This is a genomic window from Polaromonas sp. (assembly GCF_018780625.1).
Taxonomy (GTDB): domain Bacteria; phylum Pseudomonadota; class Gammaproteobacteria; order Burkholderiales; family Burkholderiaceae_C; genus Polaromonas.
The window spans coordinates 14876-31791 of record NZ_JADMJK010000131.1; the positions used below are offsets into that span (position 1 = coordinate 14876).

General features: G+C 59.5%; 14 protein-coding genes, 1 pseudogene and 1 riboswitch. Of the genes and pseudogenes, 9 read left to right on the top strand and 6 right to left on the bottom strand.

The features are described from left to right. Positions 1–3 precede the first annotated feature (3 nt). Together IV091_RS11540 and cysS are read right to left on the bottom strand one after the other, a co-directional pair. On the bottom strand, positions 4–735 hold the full coding sequence (locus IV091_RS11540; RefSeq protein ID WP_293468796.1) for a DNA-3-methyladenine glycosylase 2 family protein: 732 nt from the start codon (positions 733–735) through the stop codon (positions 4–6). A 52-nt stretch (positions 736–787) separates the two neighbouring features. Next, positions 788–2176 carry a cysteine--tRNA ligase gene (cysS, locus tag IV091_RS11545; protein ID WP_293468798.1) on the bottom strand — a complete coding sequence of 463 codons (1389 nt, stop codon included), beginning with the start codon at positions 2174–2176 and terminating at the stop codon, positions 788–790. A gap of 325 nt (positions 2177–2501) precedes the next feature. Between cysS and IV091_RS11550 the strand changes: the two are divergent. The 5 genes and pseudogenes from IV091_RS11550 to IV091_RS11570 form a co-directional block, all read left to right on the top strand. Further along, positions 2502–3293 (top strand): annotated as a pseudogene (locus tag IV091_RS11550) (tetratricopeptide repeat protein); the annotation flags it as partial. 135 nt (positions 3294–3428) lie between these two features. Continuing rightward, the gene (locus IV091_RS11555; RefSeq protein ID WP_293468854.1) at positions 3429–3974 is read left to right on the top strand and encodes a peptidylprolyl isomerase; all 546 of its coding nucleotides are present in this window, start codon (positions 3429–3431) and stop codon (positions 3972–3974) included. A gap of 12 nt (positions 3975–3986) precedes the next feature. Continuing rightward, positions 3987–4496, top strand: coding sequence for a peptidylprolyl isomerase (locus IV091_RS11560; protein WP_293468800.1), 510 nt, complete (start codon positions 3987–3989; stop codon positions 4494–4496). Positions 4497–4530: 34 nt separating this feature from the next. Next, a complete protein-coding gene (locus IV091_RS11565; protein WP_293468802.1) occupies positions 4531–5337 on the top strand; it encodes a UDP-2,3-diacylglucosamine diphosphatase in 807 nt (268 codons plus the stop codon). Positions 5338–5360: 23 nt separating this feature from the next. Continuing rightward, on the top strand, positions 5361–6146 hold the full coding sequence (locus tag IV091_RS11570) for a M90 family metallopeptidase (RefSeq protein ID WP_293468804.1): 786 nt from the start codon (positions 5361–5363) through the stop codon (positions 6144–6146). A 55-nt stretch (positions 6147–6201) separates the two neighbouring features. Here the strand turns inward: IV091_RS11570 and IV091_RS11575 are convergent, their stop codons facing one another. Together IV091_RS11575 and IV091_RS11580 are read right to left on the bottom strand one after the other, a co-directional pair. Then, a complete protein-coding gene (locus tag IV091_RS11575) occupies positions 6202–6900 on the bottom strand; it encodes a hemolysin III family protein (RefSeq protein WP_293468805.1) in 699 nt (232 codons plus the stop codon). Then, the gene (locus IV091_RS11580) at positions 6897–9740 is read right to left on the bottom strand and encodes a DUF349 domain-containing protein (RefSeq protein WP_293468807.1); all 2844 of its coding nucleotides are present in this window, start codon (positions 9738–9740) and stop codon (positions 6897–6899) included. The genes IV091_RS11575 and IV091_RS11580 overlap by 4 nt, the downstream gene beginning before the upstream one ends. A 119-nt stretch (positions 9741–9859) precedes the next feature. Here IV091_RS11580 and IV091_RS11585 point away from each other — a divergent pair, with 119 nt between their 5' ends. From IV091_RS11585 to nrdR, 4 genes are all read left to right on the top strand, one after another. Then, on the top strand, positions 9860–10327 hold the full coding sequence (locus tag IV091_RS11585; RefSeq protein WP_293468809.1) for a hypothetical protein: 468 nt from the start codon (positions 9860–9862) through the stop codon (positions 10325–10327). 735 nt (positions 10328–11062) lie between these two features. Then, positions 11063–11899 (top strand): lytic transglycosylase domain-containing protein, encoded by an 837-nt coding sequence (locus IV091_RS11590; protein WP_293468856.1) that lies wholly within the window; start codon positions 11063–11065, stop codon positions 11897–11899. 29 nt (positions 11900–11928) lie between these two features. Then, positions 11929–12060: riboswitch (ZMP/ZTP riboswitch) on the top strand. 56 nt (positions 12061–12116) lie between these two features. Beyond that, on the top strand, positions 12117–13361 hold the full coding sequence (glyA, locus tag IV091_RS11595) for a serine hydroxymethyltransferase (RefSeq protein ID WP_293468811.1): 1245 nt from the start codon (positions 12117–12119) through the stop codon (positions 13359–13361). 109 nt (positions 13362–13470) lie between these two features. After that, on the top strand, positions 13471–13920 hold the full coding sequence (gene nrdR / locus IV091_RS11600; protein WP_293468813.1) for a transcriptional regulator NrdR: 450 nt from the start codon (positions 13471–13473) through the stop codon (positions 13918–13920). On the opposite strand, the gene IV091_RS11605 is transcribed toward nrdR, so the two are convergent. Together IV091_RS11605 and IV091_RS11610 are read right to left on the bottom strand one after the other, a co-directional pair. Next, entirely contained in the window at positions 13921–14481 is a 561-nt protein-coding gene (locus IV091_RS11605) for a GspH/FimT family pseudopilin (protein WP_293468815.1), read from the bottom strand. It lies immediately after the preceding gene. A gap of 150 nt (positions 14482–14631) precedes the next feature. Further along, a partial coding sequence (locus IV091_RS11610; RefSeq protein WP_293468817.1) for a PilC/PilY family type IV pilus protein occupies positions 14632–16916 on the bottom strand: 2285 nt, incomplete at its 5' end.

Below are 16916 nucleotides of genomic sequence, written 5' to 3' on the forward strand. Positions count from 1 at the left end.
TCCTCAAGCTGCTTGAACTTTAATCTGTGCGGTGGTTGGCTCTTTGCCCAGAACCGGCACCGGGTCCAGAGAGCGCCAAATATACCAAGTTGCGACGCTGCAATAGGGCGCCCAGGCGGCGGCGACTTCCCGCGCATCGCTGCGGCTGACGGATTCGCCTGAAAAATAGTTCTGGCTGATGCCGTTGATCAGGCCCACATCGTCCAGCGGCAGGACGTTGGGGCGCGTCAGGTAAAAAATCAAAAACATCTCGGCGGTCCAACGACCAATCCCGCGAATCGCCACCAGCTCGGCAATGATGGCGTCGTCGTCCATGGCCTGCCAGTCTTTCACGTGGACCTTGCCTGCGTCAAAGTGAATCGACAAATCAACCAGGTATTCCACCTTGCGCGCGCTCAAGCCCGACGCCCGCATGTCGTCCACCTTGAGCCTGAGCACATGGGCCGGCGTCATTTCACTGGGCAACGCGGCAAAGCGGTGCCACACCGCCTGGGCCGACTTGACGGAGATCTGCTGCCCGACGATGCTGCGCGCGAGCGTGCTGAAAGCGTCGCCGCGCGCCTGCAGGCAGGTGTCCCCCAGTGTGGGAATGAGCCGCTTCATGACCCGGTCTTTTTTAAGCAGATGCTTGCGGGCATCAGCCCAGTACGCAGGCGCGATGATGGCAGTCTCGGAGCGCTCTGCAGCCTCAATCAGCCCGGCGCTTCCAGGGCTGCTTTTTGCTACATTTTTCATAGCGAATTACGCAAAATTTGTAGGAATTGGACGCCAAAACAGCTTAAAGACTTCACGACTGCACCTCCCATGTGGTGCCATCAGGCGAATCCTTCAGCACAATGCCCTTGGCCAGCAAGTCGCTACGAATGCGGTCTGCCAATGCAAAATCCCTGGCCTTTTTGGCATCGGCGCGCTCGGCAATCAGTTGCTGGATACGGGCATCATCAAGCCCCGCACCAGCCTGAAGGTAACGCGCTGGCTCGCTCTGCAGCAGTCCCAGGCAGCCGCCCAGCGCCTTGAGCAGCCCGGCCAGTTCGGCGGAGCGGGTCTTGTTGACCTCACCAGCCAGCTCAAACAGCACGGCAATCGCTTCGGGCGTACCAAAGTCCTCGTCCATGGCCGCCTTGAAACGGGCCGCAAAGGGATCAGCCCAGTCCAGCGCCAACTCGGCGGGCGCCACAAGGTCGAGCGCGGTGTAAAGCCGCTTGAGGGCGTTGCGGGCATCGTCCAGGTGGACATCGCTGTAGTTCAACGGGCTGCGGTAGTGCGCGCGGATGATGAAAAAACGCACCGTCTCGGCATCGTACCGGGCCAAAATCTCGCGTATGGTGAAAAAGTTGCCCAGCGACTTGGACATTTTCTCATTGTCAACCCGCACAAAACCGTTGTGCATCCAGATGCTGGCCAGCGGCTTGCCATGGGCGCCTTCCGACTGGGCGATTTCGTTCTCATGGTGCGGAAACTGCAGGTCGGCACCGCCGCCATGAATGTCGAACGACTCGCCCAGCAACTCACACGCCATGGCCGAGCATTCAATATGCCAGCCGGGTCGGCCCGGCCCGTAGGCGCTGTCCCATTTCGCGTCAGCCGGCTCGCTGGGCTTGGCGCTTTTCCAGAGCACAAAGTCCAGCGGATCGTCCTTGCCGTCCAGCACTTCGACCCGCTCGCCGGCACGCAGTTCGTCCAGCGACTTGCCCGACAGCTTGCCGTAGCCCGCGAACTTGCGTACCGCGAAGTTCACATCGCCGTTGTTATGCCCACTGCGGGACTGGTAGGCCAGTCCTTTTTTCTCGAGCGTGCCAATCAGGCGGAGCATTTGAGGCACGAAATCGGTGGCGCGCGGCTCATGTGTGGGGCGCTCAATGCCCAGCGCATCGGCATCCTGGTGCAAGGCATCGACCATGCGGTCGGTCAGCGCGCGTATGGTTTCGCCGTTTTCAAGTGCCCGTTTGATGATTTTGTCGTCAATATCCGTCACGTTGCGGACATAGGTAACCTGCAGGCCGCTCAAGCGGAGCCAGCGTTGGACCACATCAAACGCCACCATGGCCCGTGCATGGCCCAAGTGGCAAAGGTCATACACCGTCATGCCGCACACGTACATGCGCGCCTGGCCGGGAATCAAGGGGGAAAAAACTACTACGTCACGCGACAGCGTGTTGTAAATGCGTAGGCTCATGGAAGGTCTGGGTACGGGGGATGACGTCAATCGGGCAATCCGTCAATCAGTCCAAAATGGGGGAAGGAGAACTTTATCTCACGGGCGTTGCTGTTCGACCGAAGTGGTAAAACCAATGCGCCAGCACGTGCAATAAAAAATGAACGCGCGACATTTGAGCGTCAGTGAACTATACCCCCTCAGCTACAATCTGCGCGATATTCAGCCAGCATCACAGCATGCTGCTTACCCCTCAAGCCCTCGGCAATCGGGGGGTCTGGAGAGATTTTCCGCACTGGCAGCCGTGAAACGTCGTCAAAACCGATCCAACACCGTGAGAGTTCTTATGCCCACGCCAGCCTCCTTGTTACGCCATCCCCTGTCGGCCGCCCTGCGCGTGTTGTTCCTGGCCGCCACGCTGTCGGTGTCCGCAGTCTATGCCGATGACTATGCTGACGTCAGCCGCCTCATGCGCGCCAACCAGCACCTTGATGCGATGGCCAAGGCCGAGCAGTACCTGGCCAGCAAGCCACGCGACCCGCAAATGCGCTTTCTCAAGGGCGTGATCCTGACTGAAACCGGCAAGACGGCCGACGCCATTTCCACCTTTTCCAAAATCACGGAAGACTACCCCGAGTTGCCCGAGCCTTACAACAACCTGGCGGTACTTTACGCAGGACAGAGTCAATTCGACAAGGCCAGGGCTGCACTTGAAATGGCGATTCGTACTAATCCCAGCTACGCCACCGCCCACGAAAACCTCGGCGATGTTTACGCCCGGCTCGCCAGCCAGGCTTACAGCAAAGCGTTGCAGCTCGACGGCGGCAACACGACCGTGCAGCCCAAACTGGCATTGATCCGTACCTTGTTCTCGGCCGACAGCAAAGCCCCGCAAAAGCCTGCCGCCACATCGCCAACGCCTGTGGCCAAACCCGCGCCTGCTGCGGCCCGCCCGGCGGCTGCCGCAGCACCAAGCACCATCAAGCCAGCCAATCCGGCACCGGCGACTACCCCAGCCAGTGCTGGTGCAAAATAAGGGGTGGAGTCGACTGTGCGCGCATGGGCTGACGCATGGCCTGGTCAAAACATGAACGCCTATCTGGCCAGCCATGGACAGAATTTTGAAACCCCGGGCAAGCGCGGTTGATTGAAATTTAACACTCGTCGGCCAGGGAAGCCAGTGGAAAATATTTTCTAAAGGAACGATCTAGTGGTATTTGCGACATTCGGCGCTTTGCGGCGCACATTGCTGGCAGCCACCGCTGCCGGCGCACTGGTTTACCTGACTGGCCCCGCGTTGGCCCAGGGCACACCTAAAGTGAAATTCGCCACCAGCGAGGGGGATTTTGTGGTCGAGGTCTACCCCGACAAAGCACCAAAAACGGTTGAGAACTTTCTGCAGTATGTCAAGGACAAGCACTACGACGGCATGATTTTTCACCGCGTGATCAACAACTTCATGGTGCAGGGCGGCGGCTACGACAGTGCCTATGCCGAGAGAAAAACCCGCCCCCCCGTGGTGCACGAAGGCCGTGAAGCGCTCGCCAAAGGCGGGCCCAAGAACGTCGTCGGCACCCTCGCCATGGCGCGCACCAACGACCCGAATTCCGCGTCCTCGCAGTTCTTCATCAACGTCAAGGACAACGACTTCCTGAACCCTTCGACCCAGGCGCCCGGCTACACCGTGTTTGGCAAGGTCGTGGGCGGCATGGACGTGGTCAACAAGATCAAGACCGTACCAACCGGCGCGGGCGGCCCCTTCCCCTCGGACGTTCCAAAAACGCCCATCATCATCAAATCTGCAACCCTCGTTAACTGATTCAGGAAACTTATGAGCAACCCGAAAGTAGAACTCCACATTGCCAACTACGGCGTTATCACGCTGGAACTGGACGCCGAGAAAGCCCCCAAGAGCGTCGCCAACTTCCTGAACTACGTCAACAAGGGCCACTACACCAACACTGTGTTTCACCGCGTGATCCCCGGCTTCATGGTGCAGGGCGGCGGTTTTGAGGTCGGCATGAAGCAAAAGCCGACCGACGGCGAGATTGAAAACGAAGCCACCAACGGTCTGAAAAACGACAACTACACCGTCGCCATGGCCCGCACCAATGCGCCGCATTCGGCCAGCTCGCAGTTTTTCATCAACGTCGCAGACAATGCTTTCCTGAACCACACCGGCCAGAACGCTTCGGGCTGGGGTTACGCCGTGTTCGGAAAAGTGGTAGGCGGCAAAGACGTGGTTGACAAGATCAAGTCCGTCAAAACCGGTCGCAAGGGCTTTCATGATGACGTGCCGCTGGAAGACGTGATCATCGAAAAAGCCGTCGCGCTGGCTTGACTTTTCACGCGGACTGCGTTTGCCTGAGTCCCCTGTGAACGAATCGACCGTGGCCGAAGTAGCGGCGCTTCATGCGCCGCCTTTCTGGCGCACGGTCGATTTCATTTCAGACCTGCACCTGAGCGATGACGTGCCAGGCACCGTCGCGGCCTGGCAGCACTACCTTGAAAGCACCCCGGCGGACGCCGTATTTATTCTGGGCGACCTGTTTGAGGTCTGGGTCGGTGATGACGCCGTGAGTGACACCGCCGTGCGCGCTGCAACGCCCATGCCGCACGCGCGGTTTGAAGATCGCTGCGCGCGCGTGCTGCGTCAGGCGGGCAGCCGGCTGGCGCTTTATTTCATGCATGGCAACCGCGACTTTCTGGTCGGCCAGCGACTGATGGATTTATGCCACGGCACCCTGCTGAGCGACCCCACCGTGCTGGTTTTTGAAGGCCAGCGCTGGCTGCTGTCGCATGGCGACGCGCTGTGCCTGGGCGATGTGGACTACCTGCAGTTTCGCCAGCAAGTGCGCAGCCCCATCTGGCAAAACGCCTTTCTGGCCAAACCCCTGGCCGAGCGCCAGGCCATTGCGCGCGAACTGCGGCAGCAAAGCGAGGCACGCAAACAGTCGGGTGCCGACTATGCCGATGTAGATGCTGATGCGGCCCGCCAGTCATTGCAAGCCGCAAACGCATCCACATTGATTCATGGCCACACCCACAAGCCCGCCCAGCATGACCTGGGTCAGGGCTTGACGCGCGTCGTGCTCAGCGACTGGGATGCTGATGTGCCGCTGTTGCGTGCCGAAGTGTTGCGACTGCATCGCAACGTCTTGCAGCGCATTCCCCTTCTCTGACCTATTCATTTAAAGCCCCCCGAATGCTGAACTGGTTGCAGACACTGCTGGGCCGCCGCAGGACAGACGCCGCCAGCATTCCCGAGCCTCTCTGGCACAGCACCCTGCTGCGCTACCCTTTTCTGGCACACCGCCCGGAGGCCAAGCAACTTCGGCTTCGCGAGCTGGTCAGCCAGTTTCTCGCAAAAAAGGAATTCACGGGCGCGCACGGGCTTGTCATCACGGACGAGATCGCGGTGGCCATTGCGGCGCAAGCCTGTCTGCCGGTGCTGCACTTGGGCTTAGGTTGGTATGACGATTTCAGGGGCATCGTGGTGCACCCCGGGGCCATGCTGGCACGGCGCCACACCACTGATCAGGCGGGCGTGGTGCACCATTACAGCGAAGCCTTGCTGGGCGAAGCCATGGAAGGCGGCCCCGTCACCCTGAGTTGGCAAGACGTGGCGGCAGCCGGCATGCTGGCAGCACAAGGTCATAACGTAGTGATTCACGAATTCGTCCACAAAATCGACATGCGCGATGGCGCGGCGAACGGCTGCCCGCCGCTACCCTCTAGCGCAGCCTATGCCTCCTGGCACGCCGTGATGCAACCCGCCTACGAGGCTTTTTGCGAACAGGTCACCATGGCAGAGCGCTTCGGCGGCGAGCCGCCATGGCTGGACCGCTATGGCGCCACTGCCCCGGCGGAATTTTTTGCGGTTGCCTGTGAAGCCTACTTTGTCAACCGCGATCGCTTCACGCTCGACTTCGCCGCCCTCACCACCTTGTTTGACCAATTCTTCGAACCGAACAGGCCTCCAGCCCAATAAATGCCATAACAGGCTGCTATTTATTTTGCAGTAAAGCGAGATCTACTGACCGATTTCAGATCGCGTAGTAAAGCACTGCAATAAAGTGGCAAGCCGTACCAGCTGCCACAAACAGATGCCACACAAAATGCCCGTAGCGGACCCGTCCGTCTGTCGCAAAAAATGCCACGCCCAGGGTGTAAGCCACACCGCCGGCTACCAGCCAGAATAGCCCCCAGGCGGGCATCAGTTGCCACATGGGTTTGATGGCTACCACGGCAATCCAGCCCATCGCCAGGTAAAGCACGGTGGATACCCGGGGGTAGCGAATGCCAGCCAGGGCCTTGACCGCAACACCGGCCAGCGCCATGGCCCAGACCAAACCGAAAAGGGTCCAGCCCCATGGCCCGCGCAGCACGCCCAACGTAAACGGGGTGTAGCTGCCGGCAATCAGGAGATAAATTGCGCTGTGGTCCAGCACCTGAAACACGCGCTTGGCGCGCGAAGCGCCCTTTAACGCGCTGGCCGGCATGGCGTGATAAAGCATGGAAGTCGCATACAGCAGCACCATGGTGGCGGCAAAAATGCTGGCGCCCACAATGTCGGCGGCGTCGCCGTGCTGCACCGCACCCACCACCAGAAATGGCGCGGCAGCCAAGGCCGCCAGCAACGCCAGGCCATGGCTGATGCTGTTGGCAATTTCTTCACCCAGCGACTGCTGGCGCGCCTGCGGCAGGGCCGCAGGCAGCGCGTCCGCCGGGGCTGCGGACGTCATCGTTTGAGCAACACTTTCAGCACGTTCTGCACGCGCCGGGCGTTGCTGGCTTCAAACTCGCCAGCCAGCACCTTGGCGGCGTCTTCGCCCCAGGTCTCTGCCGGTGTTGGTGCATTGCGCTTGGTCAGCAACTGCAGTTGCAGCATGCGGCGGGCCGTGATGTGCTCGGCCGGTGTGGGCAATTCGGCTGCCATTTCCAGGCGCAACAAGGCTTCGGGCACCGGTTTGACGGCTGGTGCGCTGAGCGCCTGAACCCAGGCGCTGCGCACAGCGGGCGACACCAGCTTGCCTAGTTCCTGCGTACCCGGCAATTGGGCAGGGTCGCGCTTTTCCCACGCTGTCAGCAAATGGGTCAGCACTTCACCATGCGCTTGCATGGCGAGCTTTTTCAGGGCCTCGTTAGCGCTCTCAAAAGCTTCACGTTGCGCGCGAAAAGCGGCATCGCCCAGACGCGGGCCGCGGTCTTCGAAGGCTGGGCGCTCGCTGAAGCGGGCACCACGGTCTTCCCGCTCGGCGCGGTAGGGCTCAAACTTGTTGTCAGTGCTTGAACGCGGGCCACCCGGCTTGCTGCCTGGACGCGCATCCTTGCGATCGCCAAATTTACCGCCACGGCCAGCCGCCACAGGATCGGCCTTGCGCATGCCGGGACGGTCGTCGCCGCCGCGCATGGCTACCACAGGCTTGGCAGCGGGTTTGGGTGCGGGCGCTGCTTCGACAGGCGCAGCTTCGGACTCGGCCGGCTCGGCGGCTTCAGCAGCCTCGGCCTCGGCCTCAGCCTCAGCCACGGGTGCCTGCTCCACGACAATTTCAGGCGCTTCTTGCACAGACTCTGTTTGGGCTACGGCCTGATTTTCATCAGAAACCGGAGTGGCTTCAAGCGATGTTGGCGCTGCTGGCGCTGCGACTTCCGCACCTACCGGCAGCTGTCCGCGAACAATCGCCTCCAGCGCCTTGGCTGCAGCGTGAATTTTTTGCGCGTCGCCGCTGGCGTTCGCGGCTTCCAGGGCCTTTGCCGCTTCGAGCACATAGCGGTCGTGCGCGCCCAGCGCCGCAGTGGCCTTTTCACGCTCAACTGTTTTACGCTGGAATGCGTCGTCAATAGGCTTGCGAAAAGCATCCCACAGCTTTTGCTCTTGCTTGCGCTCAATCGGCACGCCCTGCGCCTCATGCTGCCAGCGCTGCTGCAACGCCTTTACCGCGTCAATGCGCAATTGCGGCTCGCCGCCCAATGCCTGGGCTTCTTCAATCATGGCCTTGCGACGTGCCAGGCTCTCGTTGCGCGCGCCCGTCAGCGCTGCATCGGCAGCGTCCATGGCGGCCTTCCAGACGGGCTGGATTTCGGCAAAGGCTTTTTCGCCCAGGTGGCCGGCATCGCGCCATTTGTCAACAAAGGCGTTCAGGCTGCGGATGTGGTGTTTCCAGTCAGTGTTGCCTTTATTGGCTTCGGCCCAGGCCAGCACTTCATCAATCAACACGCGGCGCTGGGCCAGCGTGGCTTCGGTCTGCTCCTTGGCTTTTTCGAGCCAGGCTTCAACCACCTTGTGGGCCTCATTGCAGGCGTCGTCAAAACGCTTCCACAGCGCGTGATTGGGCGTGCCGCCCTGGTCACTGGTCTTCCACTGCTCGCGCATGGCCCGCAGCGTGTCTTGCTGCTTGCGGCCTCCCATCGGTTTGGCCACCAGCGCTTCGGCTTTCACCACCAGCTCCTCGCGGATCTGGTCCGCACGCCAGCGCTGCCAGCCTTCGAGCTCGCCCGCTGCTGTAAGGGCCGCATGCGCAGCGGCTTCCAGTGCGCTGTCAATGTTGCGTATGTTTTCTTTCAGTACCTGGCGCAATTCTGCGGCGACCTTGGGCGTGGCCTTGCCGTGGCCTTCGGTGACTTCATGCTCCAGCTTCGCCAGCGCCGCCTGCACGATGGCTGCGGATTTTTCACGCAGGTCTTTCAACGCAGCGGGATCCATTTTGGTCTTGGGCGCACGGGCAGGTGCGCCGCCATCGCCGGCCACTTGCAACTCGGCTTTTGCGGTCGGCAGGCCGCGGGCAACACGCAACTCGTCGGCCCACACGGCCACGGTAGGCAGCGGAGCGGTGGCATCGGCAGCGGCTTTCACGGCAACAGCCACGGCGCCCTGAAACGCTTCCCAAACGGCTAGCAGCTGCCCGCGCGAAGCATCCAGCAGCGGCGGGAACTTGCCATCCACGCTGGCCCAGTTGGCATCCATCGTGATTTCGTCAGCCTGCGCCTGCCAATGGGCAACATCGGCACCCAGCGTTTCAAGCACGGCCTCGGCGTCACGCCAGGGTTTGATGGACAGCACGTCAATACGCTGCGCAATCAGGACGGCGGCTTCGCGCTGCACCTGTGTGCGGTGCTGCAGATCTTCTATGGTTTTGACACGCTCGGCCAGTTGCGCTTTCAGGCTGGCCAGCGGCTCCTTGGACAAGGGGGCACCGGCTTTGGCGGCGTCGCGCTGCCAAGCCAGCGCGTTGGCCAGATTGAGCTTGGGCAAGGCCAGCAGGCCCTGGGCTTTTTCGGCCCATTCGGAGGCAACGGCCTCCTGGCCTTTGCTGCGCCTGACTTCCTCGAGTTTTTCCTTGAGCGGCTTGGCTGCGCCCTTGTCGCGATTGGCCAGGTCCTTGTACACATCCGCCATCTGCTCCACCGTGGGCTCGGTGGACAGCCATTGGCGAATGCGCGCCGTGCGCTCCCCGGATGTGGGAGCGGAAAAGGCGCCACCCGTCAGCCCGTCCAGCGGATGGGCTTCAGCCGCTTTGGCCGAGCTGCTTTTTGGAGCGGAAGTGCCAGCGGGGGTGTTTTCGGCTTTTGAGGATTTGGACATGGGAAAGCGCAACATAGAAATTTATTAACAATCGGTTCTAAACAAAACATCCAAAGACAGCACGTACGCCGGGCATTGAGAGCACCAGAATTCGCGGGCTTGCCAACACCTCCAAGGCTATGGAGGCGGCGATGAACAGGCCGGCTGTCAGCGGGAAAAATTCGGGTCATGGCTCGCAAGACCTGAGTACCCTGAGCTTTAAAAAAATAAAGCAATGGCTGTATTTTCGCTGTTTTTGCAGCACCGCCAAAATATGTTCGACGAGGAGGCGTGATTTAGCCTCCGAGGGCATGCTGTTGACAGCACCAATCAAGACAAAAACGCAGGTCGACGAGACCAAAATTGAGCGCGCCACGCAGGGGCCTGACAGACTGATCCATCAGGGAAACATTCCCGCCACCAGCAGCAAGCGCAACACTACTTATATGTGTATCCAGAAGCACTTCATGGCTTATGGGAGAAAGCCGGTCATCTGGCGCACCTGCGGCACTGATCAGATCCGCGAAACCTGGTCGGAATGTTCAGCGCCTGGCAATTTTCAATTCATGGGCGGCCGAGCTGAAAACTGCGGGCACCGCCCTCCATAAGATGCATTTTTATCGGTAAAAAATTAAAAACCCCGGCCAGATTAACTGACCGGGGCTGGCGGCGAGCGTTGATGCTCATGCCGTCGGGTTTCGCAAAGGAGAGAGTACTCGTCTCGCAGTGCGGTGGAAGCAAGTGATTGCTCCCAGTTATACCGGGGTTGGTTACCCAGTTGACGTCCGGATAAACCAGACAAGTGAAAGATTAATCCCCTGCTGCCACCCGGGCAAGTTCAATTTTTCAATCGCACAAGGCACTGCGATTGGCTTTTTCTTGGAAGAGTCCGTGGCGCGGTATCAAAAGGCATCAACAGCTGCCGCCCAATCCCTGGTACTCGGCAGTTCAAGCCCCTTTTTGGCGAACTTGGGCCTAAGGCTCACGACTTTTACGTAAAACAACACTGCCACGGGAAAAGCCCGTAAATGGCCTTGTTTGGGTCATTTCGACGATAAAAATGATCATTTTATAACTAATAAATCTCAATAATTGTTTTGTTATTATTGACAGGTTATTTGACCAGCTACTAGAATCCGCGCAGTCCCGAGAAATCCTAGGGACAACCCGCATACGCTGCCCTACAAGGCGGCGCCAACGAAGGGTCAACACCCACAAGGCATGCCTTGGTTTGATGGCGACCCAATCAAAGCCTGCCTGGCCTTATCGGTCCGGCGTGCATAGAAAGGAGTGCTATGACAGCGCTAAAAAACTTCGGCCGCAAGGTCGACTTCAACGGGCACATGAAGCGTGTGCGCAGCAGTCTCTCAACAACTGCCGACGACTTGGCCCAAGGCTTTTTCGACATCACCCACAGCAGCTTTGCCCTGTTGGGGCTCATGGTCGTATTTGCACTGATCACCCTGACCGCCAGGCCCGACCTGCGTAACGCTGGCGAACTGGAACTCATGACCTGGCTGCAGGGCCGTAAAGAAGCGAGTGTCGGCTTCACCGAGCCCAGCGCCATTGACCGTGCCACGGCATCCAACCCGAAAGAACTTCCATCGGCGCAGGCCGCGGTCGCATTCTGGCTGAGTAAAAAATATTCGGTCGCGCCTGAGCCTCTCAGCGTACTCGTGGCACAAGCCTTCGAAATTGGCCAGAAAGCCAAGCTCGACCCGACACTGATCCTGGCCATCATGGCGATTGAATCCGGATTCAACCCATTTGCCCAAAGTTCGGTTGGCGCACAAGGACTGATGCAAGTCATGACCAAAGTGCATCATGACAAGTATGAAAATTTTGGCGGCTTGCTGGCCGCCTTTGACCCCGTGACCAACCTTCGCGTCGGCGTCAAGGTGCTGCAGGAATGCATTGCGCGCGCCGGATCGATTGAAGGTGGCCTCAAATACTATGTGGGCGCAGCCAATCTTGAAAGCGACGGCGGCTATGCCAACAAAGTCATGGCCGAGCATGCCCGCTTGCAGGCCGTCGCAACGGGGAACCGGCAACCGCCCTCCTCGCGCTTTGTCAGCGCACCAAGGCCAGCGCGCGCTATTCCGGCGGCCTTGCCGGCGGATCCTGCCCAACGGGGAAACCCGGACCAGACACCCGAAAAAGTGGCGCTATTGGGCGAGTAACAAGCGAATTCGGGTCGCTAAGTTACACTAACAGGGTACGCAACTGGCGATAAGCGTCCTGGTTCTAGCAGACCATTGATGCTGACGTGGGACACCACTGGGAAGCGTACCGCTGAGACCATGTGGTCGTCAGCGTTCAGCCGTTCGCCTGGGCAGCCCTTGCTTTCTTTTGCCTTGTTGGGCTGAAGGACAGGGATCAAAGTCTTGAAGGACTGCCATGTATCACCGCAACATTCTGATTGAACAGACCGACCCCGAAATTTTTGCCGCCATCCAGGCTGAAAACGCCCGGCAAGAACACCACATCGAGCTGATCGCCAGCGAAAACTACGCCTCGCCTGCCGTCATGGCCGCGCAGGGCTCCCAGCTCACGAACAAATACGCCGAAGGCTACCCCGGCCGCCGCTACTACGGCGGCTGCGAACATGTCGACGTGGCCGAGCAACTCGCCATTGACCGCGTCAAACAGATTTTTGGCGCCGATGCAGCCAACGTGCAGCCCCATTGCGGCGCGTCGGCCAACGAGGCGGTGTTTCTTGCTTTCCTCAAGCCCGGTGACACCATCATGGGAATGAGCCTGGCCGAAGGCGGCCACCTGACGCACGGCATGGCACTCAACATGAGCGGAAAGTGGTTCAACGTTGTCTCTTACGGTCTGAACGACAAGGAAGAAATCGACTACGACGCCATGGAACGCAAGGCGCACGAAAGCAAGCCCAAGCTGATCATTGCAGGCGCTTCCGCCTACAGCCTGCGTATCGATTTTGAGCGTTTTGCCAAGGTCGCCAAAGACGTGGGCGCGATTTTCATGGTCGACATGGCCCACTACGCCGGCCTGATTGCCGCCGGCATCTACCCCAACCCCGTGCCGCATGCCGACGTGGTGACATCCACCACCCACAAGAGCCTGCGCGGCCCCCGTGGCGGCATCATCCTGATGAAGGCACAGCACGAGAAAGCCATCAACAGCGCCATTTTCCCCGGCCTGCAAGGCGGCCCGCTGATGCACGTGATTGCCGCCAAGGCTGTTGCATTCAAAGAAGCGCTCTCGCCGGAATTCAAGACCTACCAGCAGCAAGTGCTGAAAAACGCGCAAATCGTCGCCGACACCCTGACCCAGCGCGGCCTGCGCATTGTCAGCGGCCGCACCGAAAGCCATGTCATGCTGGTGGACTTGCGCGCCAAGGGCATCACCGGCAAGGAAGCCGAAGCGGTGCTGGGCAGCGCCCACATGACCATCAACAAAAATGCGATTCCCAACGACCCGGAAAAGCCAATGGTCACCAGCGGCGTGCGCATTGGCACACCGGCCATGACCACGCGCGGCTTCAAGGACGAAGAAGCACGCATGACGGCCAACCTGATTGCCGATGTGCTCGACAACCCGCGCGATGCCGCCAACATCAACGCCGTGCGCGCCAAGGTTCACGCCTTGACCAGCCGTTTCCCGGTTTACGGTTAAGCATCTGCACAGTACGGATTGCGCAAAAGCTATGATTTTAATAGCTTCCTGCACCCGTACTCATTGGGCTAAGTGCCTAAACTGCTTAAAATTCTAGCTTGGGACGCCCATGAAATGCCCTTTTTGTGGTCATCTTGAAACCCAGGTCGTCGAAACCCGGATCTCCGAAGACGCCGAGTTCATACGCCGCCGTCGCCAGTGCGCCGCGTGTGAAAAACGCTTCACGACCTACGAGCGGCCCGACGTCAACTTCCCGGCTATCGTCAAGAAGGACGGGCGGCGCACCGAGTACAAACGCAGCAAAATCCAGGACTCCATGACCCTGGCGCTGCGCAAGCGTCCGGTCAGCACCGAGCAGGTCGACTCTGCTGTCGAGCGAATTGAAGAAAAGCTATTGAACCTGGGCGAGCGTGAAGTGCCGTCGGCCCGCTTGGGCGAGTTGGTTATGCGCGAGTTAAAGAAGCTCGACAAGGTGGCTTATGTGCGCTTTGCCAGCGTCTATCGGAGTTTTGAAGACATTGACGAGTTCAAGACCTTGGTGGATGAGGTGGGGCGTTGACTACACCGGGCAGTGCGCCACTGTCGTCCTGACTGTGCGGGGGCGACCCGTTCTGCTGATCACGATTTGACGTGCATCCACTTGGCTGGCCGACTCCTGACAGACGGTAAAAGTGCCGGCTTGAAAGGCGCCTGAAGTGAAACTGGTCCGGCCCATCGGGGTATAGGATACATAGCTTTGCACGGGGGCATTACCTTCAATCCGAATGGGGTGACGGATGACTTCCTGGCGCAAAAGAAGAGCTTCACCTGCATCCAGGGCCGCGTTGTTGTTGGCATCGTGGAACACAATCCAGCCTTGCTCCCATCCTCCCGACGTGATGCAGACGTCACCGGTAGAAGACTTGCACACCACAGCACGAGAATTGCGCTTAATGGCCTCGCTGCGTGCAAGAAGCAAACTGGAGTGCAAAGAATTCACGCCTGTAGTGACCCGCATTGCGTTGCTGATATGGGACATCGCCGGGGCCGCCAGCGACATCAGAATGGACGCAACAGCGACCACCACCATTAACTCGATCAACGTGAAACCGCCAGAACCAGAGATTACCCGTATCGCCATGTCCGCCTCCCGATGAGTTGGAGCCACGCGTTCTGCGCTGGCCGTATTCAGAACTGGAAAAAACTGAAATGCGCTTTCGATTGATCTCCTGCACACAGCTTGAGTGTGCAGCACAACTGCCATCGGCAGGCGGCCCTACCGCCGCACCCCCTACTTCTTGTACCAGTAAGTACGGCGCAGGTTTTTTGGCACCTTCTTGGTCAGGTCACCGGCCCCCAAAGGTGATTTCCCATCACCGCCAGCACCACCACCGCAACCAATGCAAAACTCCTTTTGAACGGTTTTATTGCCCACTTCAATATTGACAATGCCCACAATTGGCGAAGGCGGCAGACCGCCCCCGTCATAGATCGTGAAGTCGAACTTTCCGGTGAAAGGACTCAAGGCATAACCCTTGGCGACGCCCAGATTTGACTTGCAGGACGTTGGACTCGGCGCCACGGGCTGGTTGGTACCGAAGAAAGTGGTACCCCGCGTTGTAGTGGATGCGTTCACTGTCTTCTCGCCCGCAGCCAGTGTGCTGTAGAACCCGCTCGGCTTGTCGGCAGTGCTTGCATATGCAGTCGTCGTGGCATCGATCAAGCCCGCTTCGGTAATCACCGTGCTGCCGGTAGCATCCTTGCCAACCTTGGTGTCCTTGAGTACGTAGAACCGGTTAACGACCGTATGGGAAGACCCTGGTGCCGTGCTGACAAGAGGATGCTCCCGGTCGCCAGATCCCAACATGACCGCATCGTAAGAGCCGGCAGCATCGACTTTACCGACCGAAACAACGTTGGGCGGATAGAAAAACTTGCGTGGTGTCGTTCCGGACGCGCATACGCCGGCAGCACAGCCCAAGGCGGCGAGCTGGCTAATTTTCCACTTGTCGGGCGTGATACCCGTACCAAGCGTGACGACGCCGCCGGAGGTTTCCGTCGTCTCCAGATCCACGCGCCAGACGTTGCCGCCCACATCCGCCGCATAGAAGCGATCTGTCAATCCATTGTTATCACGGTCCAGAAAACTGATTTCCGCGGGAATGGACCACTTCATCCCGGGCACTTTGCAGCTAGCCCGGGTACTGTTCCCGGAGCATGATGCCGCGTCCGACGTGAAAGCCGCGCTCCACACCAGAGCGCCCGTTTCGGCGTCCAAAACAAAGATAGCCCGGCCTCTTTGGCTGGCCTCGGGTGGTTCCTTATCCTCTGACTCCGCGTCATAACCCCCGCCGAACACCAGCACGGGCTTGGGCTTGCCAGTGATGGCATCGACATAGCCCTTGACCAGAGTCACCCTGGGACGCGACCACGTTTGCCCGAGTTCGCCAAAGGCCTCACCGGAAACAGACTTATCGTTATCTTTTTTCCAAAGAAACTTCGGCGCAGTCGGCGTGGTGACATCCAGGGCGTAGATTAACGAGCCGCCCCGGCGCATGTTCAGGTACAGGTAGGCCTTGTTGACCGTGCCATCGGCATTGAGCGTCTGGTACAGGCCAGGCGAGCCATCCATGAAATAGTCTTTCTCCTTCGCACCTATTCCGTCTGGCGTGGACGGCAGCTTGAGTTCCGGGCTGTTGATGCGCTGGCGATTCAGCTGGGAAAAATGTTCCTTGAGCACCAGTCCCCACAACTCGCCGCCAGCGGGCACAGTCCCAAGGTCTTGCGTCTGGCTGCCATTGACGGCGCGGAACACGCCGTCGTTGGCGCCGTAATAGATGACCAGCCCGCGCGCATCGCCATAGTTCACCACCACGGGCCGCGAATGCAGCACATCGCCGTGGACGGACGGACGGACCGTGTAGCCGGAACCAGGGCTTTTTTCATCGCCAAAGTTGTCTTCGCCACGGACCCAGTTGACCAATGCTGTGGAATTATTGACCCCGGCTTTCTGCGCAATGATGGCGCCCGCCGCTGTTGGCGGTGTGCTGCCTGAATCCATATAAGTGAATTCCCTGTCCTTCGTCGCCACAATCGTTTTTACGCCGTTGTAGCCGCTTGGACTGGCTCCGCTGATGGTGACCGTGTCCCCAGCCAGGAAGTTGTGACTTGTGTTGGTCACGACCGTCGCTGTTATGACGCTTCCCGATTTAATGGCCGTAATGCTCGACACACTGACCGTTACGGCCGTGGTGGCCAAGGCAGCTGCCACGCCAGCGTTGGTGGTGGCGAAGGCATTGGAGCTATGCGTCAAGTTCTCATTGCAACCAGTTCCACTGGGGCAGTAGGTGTACAGCTTGCGGGGAGAGTCCGGCGTGCTGGCGTAATTCACCGTGAGGTTGCGCGTGCGCAGCACCTGGGCAGCGCCCCCTTTTTCAACCAGTTCACCATCCTGTTTATCGAAGGCGCCGCCAGCGCCATGCGGGTCCGCCACGAAAAAGCCCCCTGTTGAATCGGGTGCGACTGCCGTGTCCTTCTTGGTCCAGTAGCTGACCGCCGTCGATGTGATGAAGCCGG

Bases quoted from the DNA above. Each gene is read 5' to 3' on its own strand.
- IV091_RS11540 (WP_293468796.1), bottom strand. From the start codon at position 735: ATGAAAAATGTAGCAAAAAGCAGCCCTGGAAGCGCCGGGCTGATTGAG.
- cysS (WP_293468798.1), bottom strand. From the start codon at position 2,176: ATGAGCCTACGCATTTACAACACGCTGTCGCGTGACGTAGTAGTTTTT.
- IV091_RS11560 (WP_293468800.1), top strand. From the start codon at position 3,987: ATGAGCAACCCGAAAGTAGAACTCCACATTGCCAACTACGGCGTTATC.
- IV091_RS11570 (WP_293468804.1), top strand. From the start codon at position 5,361: ATGCTGAACTGGTTGCAGACACTGCTGGGCCGCCGCAGGACAGACGCC.
- IV091_RS11575 (WP_293468805.1), bottom strand. From the start codon at position 6,900: ATGACGTCCGCAGCCCCGGCGGACGCGCTGCCTGCGGCCCTGCCGCAG.
- IV091_RS11580 (WP_293468807.1), bottom strand. From the start codon at position 9,740: ATGTCCAAATCCTCAAAAGCCGAAAACACCCCCGCTGGCACTTCCGCT.
- IV091_RS11585 (WP_293468809.1), top strand. From the start codon at position 9,860: ATGGAGGCGGCGATGAACAGGCCGGCTGTCAGCGGGAAAAATTCGGGT.
- IV091_RS11590 (WP_293468856.1), top strand. From the start codon at position 11,063: ATGAAGCGTGTGCGCAGCAGTCTCTCAACAACTGCCGACGACTTGGCC.
- glyA (WP_293468811.1), top strand. From the start codon at position 12,117: ATGTATCACCGCAACATTCTGATTGAACAGACCGACCCCGAAATTTTT.
- nrdR (WP_293468813.1), top strand. From the start codon at position 13,471: ATGAAATGCCCTTTTTGTGGTCATCTTGAAACCCAGGTCGTCGAAACC.
- IV091_RS11605 (WP_293468815.1), bottom strand. From the start codon at position 14,481: ATGGCGATACGGGTAATCTCTGGTTCTGGCGGTTTCACGTTGATCGAG.